General features: G+C 61.4%; 10 protein-coding genes. 6 read left to right on the forward strand and 4 right to left on the reverse strand.

Features of this window, described 5'->3' with window-relative positions:
* The first annotated feature begins 136 nt into the window (after positions 1–136).
* Positions 137–814, forward strand: a complete 678-nt coding sequence (locus tag PMI11_RS32850; RefSeq protein WP_007826169.1) for an alpha/beta hydrolase — start codon at positions 137–139, stop codon at positions 812–814.
* Here PMI11_RS32850 and PMI11_RS32855 read toward each other — a convergent pair.
* Positions 807–1,334, reverse strand: coding sequence for a GNAT family N-acetyltransferase (locus PMI11_RS32855; RefSeq protein ID WP_007826175.1), 528 nt, complete (start codon positions 1,332–1,334; stop codon positions 807–809). The genes PMI11_RS32850 and PMI11_RS32855 overlap by 8 nt on opposite strands.
* Positions 1,331–2,455 (reverse strand): anhydro-N-acetylmuramic acid kinase, encoded by a 1,125-nt coding sequence (locus PMI11_RS32860; RefSeq protein WP_007826177.1) that lies wholly within the window; start codon positions 2,453–2,455, stop codon positions 1,331–1,333. Before PMI11_RS32860 ends, PMI11_RS32855 begins: the two co-directional genes overlap by 4 nt.
* A 121-nt stretch (positions 2,456–2,576) precedes the next feature.
* Here PMI11_RS32860 and tyrS point away from each other — a divergent pair, with 121 nt between their 5' ends.
* On the forward strand, positions 2,577–3,833 hold the full coding sequence (gene tyrS, locus PMI11_RS32865; RefSeq protein ID WP_007826178.1) for a tyrosine--tRNA ligase: 1,257 nt from the start codon (positions 2,577–2,579) through the stop codon (positions 3,831–3,833).
* A 72-nt stretch (positions 3,834–3,905) separates the two neighbouring features.
* On the opposite strand, the gene PMI11_RS32870 is transcribed toward tyrS, so the two are convergent.
* Both PMI11_RS32870 and PMI11_RS32875 read right to left on the reverse strand, forming a co-directional pair.
* The gene (locus tag PMI11_RS32870; protein ID WP_007826180.1) at positions 3,906–4,388 is read right to left on the reverse strand and encodes a GNAT family N-acetyltransferase; all 483 of its coding nucleotides are present in this window, start codon (positions 4,386–4,388) and stop codon (positions 3,906–3,908) included.
* A gap of 34 nt (positions 4,389–4,422) precedes the next feature.
* On the reverse strand, positions 4,423–7,815 hold the full coding sequence (locus tag PMI11_RS32875; protein WP_007826186.1) for a DUF3971 domain-containing protein: 3,393 nt from the start codon (positions 7,813–7,815) through the stop codon (positions 4,423–4,425).
* Between the two features lie 118 nt (positions 7,816–7,933).
* Here PMI11_RS32875 and PMI11_RS32880 point away from each other — a divergent pair, with 118 nt between their 5' ends.
* The 4 genes from PMI11_RS32880 to PMI11_RS32895 all read left to right on the forward strand — a co-directional run bounded on the left by PMI11_RS32880 (position 7,934) and on the right by PMI11_RS32895 (position 12,316).
* Complete coding sequence (locus PMI11_RS32880) at positions 7,934–8,407, forward strand: peroxiredoxin (protein ID WP_007826187.1); 474 nt, start codon at positions 7,934–7,936, stop codon at positions 8,405–8,407.
* Positions 8,404–9,222, forward strand: a complete 819-nt coding sequence (locus tag PMI11_RS32885; protein WP_007826188.1) for a ferritin-like domain-containing protein — start codon at positions 8,404–8,406, stop codon at positions 9,220–9,222. The genes PMI11_RS32880 and PMI11_RS32885 overlap by 4 nt, the downstream gene beginning before the upstream one ends.
* A 106-nt stretch (positions 9,223–9,328) precedes the next feature.
* Positions 9,329–10,651: a M23 family metallopeptidase gene (locus PMI11_RS32890; RefSeq protein WP_007826189.1), complete on the forward strand. Its 1,323-nt coding sequence runs from the start codon at positions 9,329–9,331 to the stop codon at positions 10,649–10,651.
* 99 nt (positions 10,652–10,750) lie between these two features.
* Positions 10,751–12,316, forward strand: coding sequence for a DEAD/DEAH box helicase (locus PMI11_RS32895; protein WP_193385638.1), 1,566 nt, complete (start codon positions 10,751–10,753; stop codon positions 12,314–12,316).
* Positions 12,317–12,320 lie beyond the last annotated feature (4 nt).

Below are 12,320 nucleotides of genomic sequence, written 5' to 3' on the forward strand. Positions count from 1 at the left end.
GACACGTTCCACGCTGCGTGGATCGCCATGCAAGTTTCGAATTGTTCTAAACTGCGTTTTAGAAAAGCTGACAACTGTCGTCAAGTCATGTTGTCGCCAAACGTGGCGTGAACGCGAAATAAAACCCGGAGTACCGATGCCCGAAGTTATTTTCAACGGCCCAGCCGGCCGTCTCGAAGGCCGCTACCAGCCCTCCAAGGAAAAAAGCGCACCGATCGCCGTCATTCTGCACCCGCATCCGCAGTTTGGTGGCACGATGAACAACCAGATCGTCTACCAGCTCTTCTACATGTTTCAGAAGCGCGGTTTTACGACACTGCGCTTCAATTTCCGGGGAATCGGCCGCAGCCAGGGCGAATTTGACCATGGTGCGGGCGAGCTTTCGGATGCCGCCTCCGCGCTCGACTGGGTGCAGAGCCTGCATCCCGATTCGAAGACCTGTTGGGTCGCCGGCTACTCCTTCGGCTCCTGGATCGGCATGCAGCTTCTGATGCGCCGTCCGGAAATCGAAGGTTTCATGTCGATTGCGCCGCAGCCGAACACCTATGACTTCTCATTCCTGGCACCCTGCCCGTCCTCCGGCCTGATTATCAACGGCGACGCGGACAAGGTGGCACCGGAAAAGGACGTCAACGGCCTCGTCGAGAAGCTGAAGACCCAGAAGGGCATTCTCATCACCCACCGCACCGTGCCTGGCGCCAACCACTTCTTCAACGGCCAGGTCGATACGTTGATGGCCGAGTGCGAGGATTATCTTGACCGCCGCCTGAACGGCGAATTGGTGCCGGAACCGGCAGCCAAGCGGATCAGGTAACGGCCTGCCGCATGGCGGCCGTCATCGCGAATTCCACGCCCTTGATACCTTCGATAAAGATCGGCCCGCGCTCCCGCATGCCGATCTTTTTTAATATGTGCTGCGAGGTCAGATTGTCCGGGTGCGTGAAGGCGATGAAATGCGGCGCGAGGCTTCTTGCGAAGAACCAGTCGGCAAAGCTTGCCGCGATTTCCGTTGCATAGCCTTTGCCCCATTCCCGGGCGTAGAAAGCATAGCCCATCTCATACTCGCCGGTGTTGTAGATCGAGATCCCGGCACGTCCGATGAAGTGGCCGTCCTGTCGGCTGACGATCTTGTATTTCGTCGTGCTGTCGCGCGCCTGCTCGGCAAGATATGTTCGCAGCCGCTCTTCGCACTTTTCGCGTGACCAGGGCGCTCCGCCAGACATGTAGCGTGTCGTCTCGATTGTCGAATGCAGGTCGTGGATCAGGTCGGCATCGCCGTCTTCCCACATCCGAGCGACAAGGCGCGGCGTTTCGAAAATGACTTCCCCGCTCATCTGGCCGGCTCCGCCAGCACACCACCGCTTACCGGCTGGTTGACGCCCGTCGTGCCGGGATAGGTGAGCGGCAGCCCCTCCAGCGAGCGCACGGCCAGATAGGCCCAGGCTTCCGCCTCCATCGCATCTCCGTCGAAACCGGCCTCTTCGGCACTCATGACACGAGAACCGTTCTTCCCGGCCATGTTGGCAAACTCCGCCATGATCGTCCCATTCAGCCGTCCGCCGCCGCAGACGATGTAGACGGAGGGGCTGTCGGGCAGATAGGAGGCGCATTTGACGATCGAGGCGGCAGCCACATGCGCAAGCGTGCGCGCGCCATCCTCCAGGCTCGCCTCGCCATCTGCCAGCGGCTTGAAATCGCCACGGTCGAGCGAGCGCCGGATATTGCCCAGGAAGAACGGGCTGCCGAGATAACGGGCGGCAATATCAGGCATCACCTGCCCGCGCCCGGCAATCTCGCCGCCGGGATCGTAGGTCTTGCCGGTCTGCATCTCCACCCACTGGTCGATCAGCGTATTGCCAGGGCCACTGTCGAAGGCGGCGATGCGCCCATCCGCGCCGATATAGGTAAGGTTCGAAATGCCGCCGATATTGACGAAGCAGACGGCCTGCCCGTCCTTCTGAAACCGGCCGGCAAGGGCTGCGTGATAGGCCGGCACCAGGGGTGCACCCTGCCCGCCATGCATCATGTCATTGGCGCGCATGTCATAGACGACGGGAATCCCTGATCGTTCGGCCAGAAGCTGCCCGTCGCCGATCTGGATCGTCAGCGCATCATCAGGCCGGTGCAGCACGGTCTGGCCGTGAAAGCCGAGCACATCGATATCACCTCTGCCAAGGCCAGATTTATCGAGAAATGCCGTAACGGCATCTGCATGACGTATGGTCAGTTCGAGTTCGATCTCGCGAAGCTCGTCCGGCCGCGCAGTACGATCGGTCAGCGGCCGCGCCAGATCGAGCGCACGTTTCAGCCTCTCGCGAAATCCACCATCATAGGCCACACCCAGGAACGGTCCGCGCTCGATAAAGCCTCGCCCGTCTGTCCTGAGCAACGCCACATCGATGCCGTCCATCGAGGTGCCGCTCATCAAGCCGATCGCAGTCCTGACGATATCCATTGCGCCGCGAGCCTTTCATGCGATTCCCGGATGCACTTTTGGAAAAACAGTGCTAAACGCGCCGCGACGGTTCAACAAGCGTCAATCCCAATTCCCGTTCGACGTTCAAGAGACGAAGCCCATGCCCGAGTTCAAGTCCGATTTCCTCCGCACGCTGCAAGAGCGCGGCTTCATTCATCAGATTTCCGATGAAAGCGGCCTCGACGATCTCTTTGCCAAGGAAACCGTGACGGCCTATATCGGCTTCGATCCGACCGCACCCAGCCTGCACGCCGGATCGCTCATCCAGATCATGATGCTGCACTGGATGCAGAAGACCGGCCATCGCGCCATCTCGCTGATGGGCGGCGGCACCGGCATGGTCGGCGACCCCTCCTTCAAGGAGGAAGCCCGCCAGCTGATGACGGTCGATACGATCGAGGGCAACATCGCCTCCATCAAGCGCGTCTTCTCGAACTACCTGAACTACGGCGACGGTCCGAAGGACGCGCTGATGATCAACAATGCCGAATGGCTGCGCTCGCTGAACTATCTCGAATTCCTGCGCGATGTCGGCAAGCATTTCTCCGTCAACCGCATGCTGTCCTTCGACAGCGTCAAGACGCGCCTTGACCGCGAGCAATCGCTGTCCTTCCTGGAATTCAACTACATGATCCTCCAGGCCTACGATTTCGTCGAGCTTGCCGAGCGCTACGATTGCCGCCTGCAGATGGGCGGTTCGGACCAGTGGGGCAACATCGTCAACGGCATCGACCTCGGTCACCGCATGGGGACGAAGCAGCTCTACGCGTTGACCTCGCCGCTCTTGACCACCTCTTCCGGCGCCAAGATGGGCAAGTCGGCGACGGGCGCCGTCTGGCTGAATGCCGACATGCTCTCGGCCTACGATTTCTGGCAGTACTGGCGTAACACCGAGGACGCCGACGTTTCGCGCTTCCTGAAGCTCTACACGACGTTGCCGATGGACGAGATCGCCCGCCTCTCGGCCCTTGGCGGCTCCGAGATCAATGAGGTCAAGAAGATCCTGGCGACCGAGGTCACCGCGATCCTGCACGGCCGCGAAGCAGCGGAACAGGCAGCCGAGACGGCGCGCAAAACCTTCGAGGAAGGCGGCCTCTCCGACAACCTGCCATCGGTCGAGGTTCCCGCATCCGAACTCGACGCCGGCATCGGCCTCCTGTCACTGATCGTCCGTGCCGGTCTCGCTGCGTCCAACGGCGAAGCCCGCCGTCACGTCCAGGGCGGTGCCGTGCGCATCAACGACCAGGCCGTCAGCGACGAGCGCAAGATGATCGGCAGTGGCGAAATCACTGCCGATGGCGTCATCAAGCTGTCGCTCGGCAAGAAGAAGCATATCCTGATCCGCCGTGCGGCGTAAGCCGCGCAACAGGAACACCAAAGAGAAAAGCCGGCCTTCGCGCCGGCTTTTCCTTTGCCTTGAGCTGAAGGCTCAGGATAACGGCCGGTAACGCTTCTCCATCACGAAATTGTCGAGCTTCTGCCAGCGCTTTTCGACGGTCTGTCGCGTGACCACAACGAACCCCTTGCGCTCGAAGAATGGTCGCGCCGTCAGGCTCGCATACGTGTAGATCCGCTCCATGCCTGATGCCAGCGCCTCCTGCTCGACGCGCGCGAGCAACCGGCTCGCCACACCGAGTCCCTGAAATTCGGGATGCACGAACAACATGTCCAGGCAGCCATCGGCAACGAGATCGGAGAAGCCGACCGGCTTGCCGTCAATGTCAGCGATCCAGGCCGGGCGGCTTATCCGGCGCTCGGCCCACTTGGCGGGATCTTCCACCTGCGCCCAGGCATCGATCTGCGCAGGCGAATAATCGCGCGACGAGACTTCACGGATGGCGCGGAGGAAGATCTCGATCGTCGCGTCGCTATCCCCGGGCGTATAAGGCCGGATCAGGATGGAGTTCTGCACCGATAACCCCCAACGACTTATTGGAACTGGCGATTTACTGGAATTCGAAGATCTGGCGGAACACGCCGGGCGCGATCACCGAGAGCGGGTTGATCTGCAGGTTCGGCTGGTCGAACTTGCCTGTCAGCTTGAAGGTGATGCCGATCAGGCCTCGGTCCGAACCATTGCCGAGGATGACGCCGATCAGCGGCAGCTCGGCAAACAGCCGGTTGAGGCCATAGGCCGGCATGAAGGTGCCGGTCATGTCCATATTGCCCTTCGCATTGCGCACCACACCCTGGAAGGTGGCGCCGATCTGATCGCCGCGCAGCACGCCGTTTTCGATGGAAATTGCCCCACCGCGCGAAACGACACGGGCAAAGCCGCGCTGGAAGCGCTGAGAGGAGGTATCGATATCGCGTTTGACCGCTTCGTTCAGCGTGCGCTGGTCCGAACCGACAGGTGTGGAAACGATTGAGCGCAGGCGCTGCTCGTTGACGATCGAGAAGCGGCGCACGTCGAGCGAGCCATCCCAGCCGCCGCCCGGATTGAGACGGATGGCCAGATTGAGAAGCCCGCCCTGCATATGCTGGTAGAGATCGGCAAAGCGTGAGACGGAGCCGGCATCGCCGCTGGTAATGTTGATGACGCCGCCGCCCTGCATCTGGCTGACGACCGCCTCGCCGCTATCGGTGATGCCGGAGAAATTCAGCGATTGCAGCCGGCTGCCACTCATGGTGATCTGCGCCTGGAAATTGCCGATCTTCTCGTCATTGAAGCCGATGATGTTCTGCAGCTTCGCCCGCACGCTCACGCTGCTGTTGTCGCTGCCGTCGCCATCGCTGCCCGAATCCGATTTCAGCCGGGCGATGATCGGTCGCGCATCGGCGCTGGCGCCGGACACGGAAATATCGAAGCCGCCTTTGCTGCGCTTCAGCGACAACCCGAAATCATCGACGGAAGACAGTTTCACGCTGTCGAAATCCGCCGATATCAGGCCGCTCTTGCCGATCATAAGCGCCCCGGTCGCCCCGAAGCCATCCCCCTTCAGGCGGAAATTCTTGACCTGCATATTGTCAGGCGGGCCGGAAACCTCGAATTCGGCATTGGCGGGAATCCCGACACCCTTCGACCAGCCGATCCAGGGCAGATCGAGCGATGCCTTGCCGAGATCGAGCTGCACGTCCTGCCGGTCCTCGTCGAGGCGCGTCAGCACCAGCTTGACGCTGCCGCCGAGGATGCCGGACAGGCCGGGCAGCAGCCTGTCGCGCTGATCGCCGTTCAGCGTTGCCGTGATCACGCGCTGCGGCTCGATGCCGGAAGATTTGTCGACAGGCTCCAGCATATCGATATCGGCGGAGACGCCATCGATATCGGCCTTGCCCTTGACCTTCACCTGCTGCGGATCGGCATCGAGCGTGCCGTCGAGATTGGTGATGACGCGCCCCGAGAACGGCTTGGCAAGCGCGATATCGGTGAGCTTCATCTGCGCCTCCCATTCGGGCGGCGGCGGGTTCTGCGAGGACAGAAGTCCGAAATGCGCCTGCACATGCGCGTCGATAGTGCCTTTAAGGTCGTCGGGCGCAAAGCCTGCGCGCTGCAACACCTTGATCGGCTTGTAGGTCAGAAGCTCGCCCACGGCATCCGCTGAACCTGAAACGGAAATGTCGGCATCGGCCATCAGCGGCTTGTCATAGACTGACGGCATCACGAAGGTGCCCGGCTGCACTGTTACTGAACGTCCGGATGGGAAATAGGAGGTGCCGCTCTTGAGTGAGATCGTCGCCTTTCCGCCCGTCAGGTCGAAATGCGCCGTGGTATCGCGCACAGGCGGGATCTCGCCGGCCACATTCAGGCGCGTCCCGTCGATGTCGAAGGCGATACGAAGCTGGTTTTCGTCGAGCCGCAGGCCGCGTCCTCCCGCCGCCTCGTCCAGCCGGCCCGGTGGAATGAAGACGGAAATGGAAGCATCGGTCACCACGCCGCCGAAGAGGTTTGCCAGCACCCAGACCCGTGCTTTGGATGCCATCCAGAAAGGCCAGAGCTGCTTGACCGCCGTCGTCTGCATCTGCTGCGACTGGCCGGCAAAACTGATCTCCGGTGATTTCTCGTTCAGCCGGATGTGCAGCGCCCCATAGAGGGAGCCGAGCGGCGAGGAAGCAACCATATTCGTGAACTGGAATTCGCGGCCGGCGACGAGATAGCGTCCGGTCGCCTGCAGATCGAAGGACAGCGGCTGCTCTCCGGAATTAGGTGCGGCCGTACCGCCGCTGATCAGCGCGTCAATGCCGAACCCCTTGCCCGCACTCGGATCGAGCTTGTCGAGGTCGATCAGCGCGCCCGTGATCGGCAGAATGGTTGCGCCGAGATGCAGCTGCGATTTTGCGATCTCCAGTGTCTGCTTGTCGAAGTCATAGGCCAGATTGAGTTGCCCGTCCGTCAACTCCTGAGAATCGCCGTCGACATAGATAAGGCCCGGATCGAGTGTGAGGGCCGCATTGAGCGATGGCTTGGCACCGTCAGTAGCTCTAACCGCGGAAATGGTGAGATCGCCGAAAGTGTTGAGGCCCTGGCGGATCTCACCCTGTTCGTTGCGCTTCAGCGTAAAGGGCGTCAGGTCGGCATGCGACAATGTGGCGATGAGCCGGGATGCGTGCCCGCCCGTCTGCTCGGTGATCACATTGAGGTCAGCTGCCTCGCCGTTGATGGAAATCTGGCCGCTGAGCTGCAGCGAGTTCGGCCCGGCATGTTCGAAGGCGAGACTGTCGACGACGAGCGAAAGCGGTCCATTTGCCGTATCCGCGAGCTTGATATCGATACCGGAGATGCGCACGGAGTCGGTAGCGCCGCGTTCGACGAAGCTTTCGAACAGGTCGAGATGCGAGAAGATCGTCTCCATTGCCGCTGGAATGGCATCGACGCGCAGGTCGTCAAGCTTGATGGGTGCGGTTGATGGAAGCAGTGACGTGTCGAGGGCGATGCCGTCTGCTTCGACCGATGATATGGCGATGCGGCCACGGAAGAGCTGCAGCGGATCGAGCGCCATGCGCATGGAGGATGCGGTGGAAAGATGCTGGCCGCTCTGCTGGTCGATCATGTTGACGTCACGCGCTTCGAGCGCCAGCCGCAGGCCGGAGGTGAAGCGGATGACGGTCGAGCCGACCTCGGCGCGATAGCGCGGCCCAAGCGCGCTGTTCAGCGCCGACTGCGCCTGCTGCGATAACGGCGCGTCGATGATCCCGCTTTCGATGGTGAAGACGATCGCCGCCAGGATGAACAGGATGACCGCGCAGAATCCACCCGTGGCCTTCGCCGTGCCGCGCATGCGGGAGCGCGGCGGCGGGCAATGCACGATAAGAGGATCCTCCACCTGCGCTGAAGGCAGGCTGTGCAAGGCGACGATGTCCTTCTTGCGGAACGTGACCTTTTCGCCGCGGATGGCTGACATGCGCCTTGGGAAACTCCTGAATCTGGTTTGAATGGCTCTGGGCGGGACGCCGTTTCATCCACTATATAACCTGCCTGATATAGTATCTCTCCTAAACCCGGCAAAAGAAAGTTTTGAGATGTCCGCACCCGGTATTGGCTCCCGTGCTCCCGATTTCAGCCTCCCGCGCGATGGTGGCGGGCGCATTTCGCTCTCTGATTATCACGGCAAGCCGGTGGTCCTTTTCTTCTATCCCAAGGATGACACGACGGGCTGCACGACCGAATCTCTGGATTTTACAGCACTTGCCGATGAGTTTGCGGCCGCCGGCGCCGCCATCGTCGGCATGTCGCCCGATTCGGCCACCTGCCACGACCGCTTCATCAAGAAACACAAACTGACGGTGGCACTTGCCTCGGACGAAGAGAAGACGGTGCTGCAGGCCTATGGCGTGTGGAAAGAGAAGAAGATGTATGGCCGCACCTTCATGGGCGTCGAGCGCACCACCTTCCTGATCCGCAAGGACGGCACGATTGCCACCATCTGGCAGAAGGTAAAGGTTGCCGGCCATGCCGAAACGGTGCTGGCAGCCGTCAGGAACCTAGCTGCGTGACGACCATTACTTCGCTGCGCGGCGGCGCGATCGATGCGATCCGCTCCGCCGATCTCGACCGCAAGACGGAGCTCGCGCAGGAAAGCGCTACCAGATGGTTCGCCCGGCGCATTTCGCTGCGCTCGCCACTGGATGCGCCCCTGCCCGAGCGTCCCGGCCGGCCGGAAAAACCGCTGCTGGTGCCGCCCACGCAGGTCGGAAAACGCTCGCTCCATACCGTGCATGGCCGCATCGCCCTGCTCCACGCGATCGCCCATATCGAGCTCAATGCCGTCGATCTGGCGCTCGACATCGTTGCCCGATTTGCCTCGGCGCATGTGCCGAATTCCTTCTTCGATGGCTGGATGCAGGTGGCCTACGAAGAGGCCAAGCACTTCCGCATGGTGCGCAAGCGGCTCAATGATCTCGGCGCCGATTATGGCGATCTGCCCGCTCATGACGGCCTCTGGCAGGCGGCACATTCGACCCGCAACGACCTGACGGCCCGGCTTGCCGTCGTGCCGCTCATTCTCGAAGCGCGCGGCCTCGATGTTACACCTGCGCTGCAGGCCAAGATGCGTGAGACCGGCGACCTCGAAAGTGCCGCCGTTCTCGACGTCATCTACAACGACGAGAAGGGCCATGTCGCCGTCGGCGCCAAATGGTTCCGTTTTCTCTGCGCCCGCGAAAAGCGCGATCCGGCAAGGACATTCCAGGAGCTGGTGCGGTCCAATTTCCGCGGTCCGCTGAAGGCGCCGTTCAACGATGTGGCCCGTGCCGAAGCCGGCCTGACCCCCTCCTTCTACCGCGCGCTCACCTCGACCAGCCAGAGTTGAGCGACAAGCTCCAACAGGCCTGCGTAAACCGACTGTTAACCATAAAAGTATGTAATCATTTCCCAATGAGGCTGGGCGCTAAAAGCGAATCTTTGGGAGACCCTTCGTGACGAACGGACATCACAGTCGGGTCTTCGGCAAGAGGGCGCAGGAACACGTCCTCATTCTTGCCAGCGGCGACAAGGTGCGGCACATGACGGTGAAGCCTTGGATGGCGGCGCTGGCCTTCTGCTTCGTCGGCGTCTTTTCCATCGGCTATCTGCTCGCCACCTCCTACCTCGTACTGCGCGACGATCTGATCGGCGCGACCATGGCCCGCCAGGCCCGCATGCAGCATGACTATGAGGATCGCATCGCAGCGCTGCGCGCCCAGGTCGACCGCATCACCTCTCGCCAGCTTCTCGATCAGCAGGTGGTGGAGGACAAGGTCGACAAGCTGATGGAACAGCAGATGGCGCTGACTTCGCGCCACGGCAAGCTCGATAATCTGCTCGATCGCGCCCAAAGCTCCGGCCTGACGGGCAAGGATGCGTCTACCGCGGATATGCCGGCGCAATCCTATGCGCCCGAGATCAAGGATAAACGCGCTTCGCTGACCGGCGGTGCGCAGGCGATCGAAAAGATGCTGGCAGGCGACAGCAAGCCGACCGACGCCGAGACCCCCGACAATTCCACCCTTGCCTATGTTCCCGCTGAGGAAACCGTCGGCGATCGCGCGGACCGCATCTTTTCGAAGGTCACGCTCTCACTGAAGACCGTCGAGCAGGACCAGAAGAACCGCATCGACCAGCTGACGAGCGACGCCGGCAACGCCGCCAATACGATCGAAGGCGTGCTCGACCGCTTCCATATAGCCGTTCCGGCTGAGACGATCGCCGCCAAGGAAGAAGAGGACAGCGCCATTGGCGGTCCTTACGTCGAGCCCGAAAGCAACGACGATTTCAACAATTCACTCGTCCAGCTCGATGGTGCGCTGACGCGTCTGGAAGCGGTGCGCAGCACCGCCGAAGCCCTGCCCTTCCGCAATCCGGCCATTGGCAAGGAAGTCACGAGCCCCTTCGGCAACCGGCGCGATCCCTTTCTTGGCCGGCTTGCCCTGCATTCCGGCATCGACTTCCGTTTCTCGCCCGGTGAAAGGATCCGCCCCACCGCGCCCGGCAAGGTGATTGCAGCCGGCTGGACCGGAGGCTACGGCAACATGGTCGAGGTCGATCACGGCAACGGCATTTCGACGCGCTACGGCCATATGTCGGAAATATTGGTCAAGGTCGGCGATACGGTCGATCGCAACGATGTCATCGGCCTTGCCGGCAGCACAGGCCGCTCCACCGGTACGCACCTGCATTATGAAGTACGTCAGGATGGACATGCCGTCGATCCGATCTACTTCATGAATGCCGGCCTTAAACTTGCCACTTATATAAAATAGCCGGATCGCAGTAACGAACGCTTCACCTCGCTACCTGGGGTGGAGACGCTATTCCTTGACTTGCCGGCCGTTTAGGACTATGTCGCCCACCATTGCGGCATGCAATCCTGCCGACTCGCCAGAGACCGGCCGAACGGAACGGAAACAGTTTTCCCTTTGACGACATTTGCTGAACTTGGTTTGAGCCCCAAAGTGCTCTCCGCTGTTACCGATGCGGGCTACACCATCCCCACTCCCATTCAGGCCGGGGCAATTCCCTTCGCGCTTGAGCGCCGCGACATCTGCGGCATCGCACAGACCGGCACCGGCAAGACGGCATCCTTCGTTCTTCCCATGCTGTCGCTTCTGGAAAAGGGTCGCGCCCGCGCCCGCATGCCCCGCACGCTGATCCTGGAGCCGACCCGCGAGCTGGCCGCCCAGGTTGCCGAAAACTTCGAAAAATACGGCAAGAACCACCGCCTCAACGTCGCCCTCCTCATCGGCGGTGTTTCCTTCGAAGAGCAGGACCGCAAGCTGGAGCGCGGCGCAGACGTTCTGATCTGCACCCCCGGCCGTCTTCTCGACCATTTCGAGCGCGGCAAGCTGCTGATGAGCGGCGTCGAAATCCTCGTCATCGACGAAGCCGACCGCATGCTCGACATGGGCTTCATTCCCGATATCGAGCGCATCGCCAAGCTGATCCCCTTTACCCGCCAGACCCTGTTCTTCTCGGCCACCATGCCGCCGGAAATCCAGAAGCTCGCGGACCGCTTCCTGCAGAACCCGGAACGGATCGAAGTGTCCAAGCCGGCCTCGGCATCGAGCACGATCACGCAGCGTTTCGTCGCTTCCCACGACAAGGATTACGAGAAGCGCGCCACATTGCGTGACCTCATCCGCGCTCAGACCGATCTGAAGAACGCGATCATCTTCTGCAACCGCAAGAAGGATGTCGCTGATCTCTTCCGTTCGCTGGAGCGTCACGGCTTCTCGGTCGGCGCCCTGCACGGCGACATGGACCAGCGCTCGCGCATGGCCATGCTTGCCAACTTCAAGGACGGCAACATCCAGCTGCTCGTTGCCTCCGACGTCGCCGCCCGCGGCCTCGATATTCCCGATGTCAGCCACGTCTTCAATTTCGACGTGCCGATCCATTCGGAAGACTATGTTCACCGTATCGGCCGCACCGGCCGCGCCGGTCGCTCCGGTGCTTCCTTCACCATCGTCACCCGCCGCGACCAGAAACATGCTGACGCGATCGAAAAGCTGATCGGCGAAAAGGTCGAATGGCAGAGCGGCGATCTCTCCTCTCTGCCGCCGGCCGAAGAAAGCCGCGACAGCGAGCGTTCTCCCCGCCGTGGAAAGCCTCGTGAGCGGGATAGAGATCGTGGCCGCGACCGTGACCGCCGGCCTGCGAGTCATAAATCTGATATCAATGCCGAAGATAATGGCGTTGAAGTCGTGGAAGCAGCACCAGCAAGACCAGCAAGGGCCGAAACCGTGAAGAACGAGCGCAAAGCAGAACCGAAGCCACAGAACAACGCGCGCAACGGTCGGCAGTATCCGGCGAATGACGACAATCGTGAGCGTCGCCGCCATCGTGACCATGACGACGGCCCGACGCCGGTCGGTTTCGGTGACGATATCCCCGCCTTCATGCTGATTGCTGGCAACGCCAAGGCCTGAGTGC

The sequence above is a fragment of the Rhizobium sp. CF142 genome (assembly GCF_000281145.1).
Lineage (GTDB): Bacteria > Pseudomonadota > Alphaproteobacteria > Rhizobiales > Rhizobiaceae > Rhizobium.

Excerpts from the sequence above, each read along its gene's own strand:
- PMI11_RS32850 (WP_007826169.1), top strand. The coding sequence starts at position 137 with ATGCCCGAAGTTATTTTCAACGGCCCAGCCGGCCGTCTCGAAGGCCGC.
- PMI11_RS32855 (WP_007826175.1), bottom strand. The coding sequence starts at position 1,334 with ATGAGCGGGGAAGTCATTTTCGAAACGCCGCGCCTTGTCGCTCGGATG.
- PMI11_RS32860 (WP_007826177.1), bottom strand. The coding sequence starts at position 2,455 with ATGGATATCGTCAGGACTGCGATCGGCTTGATGAGCGGCACCTCGATG.
- tyrS (WP_007826178.1), top strand. The coding sequence starts at position 2,577 with ATGCCCGAGTTCAAGTCCGATTTCCTCCGCACGCTGCAAGAGCGCGGC.
- PMI11_RS32875 (WP_007826186.1), bottom strand. The coding sequence starts at position 7,815 with ATGTCAGCCATCCGCGGCGAAAAGGTCACGTTCCGCAAGAAGGACATC.
- PMI11_RS32880 (WP_007826187.1), top strand. The coding sequence starts at position 7,934 with ATGTCCGCACCCGGTATTGGCTCCCGTGCTCCCGATTTCAGCCTCCCG.
- PMI11_RS32895 (WP_193385638.1), top strand. The coding sequence starts at position 10,751 with ATGCAATCCTGCCGACTCGCCAGAGACCGGCCGAACGGAACGGAAACA.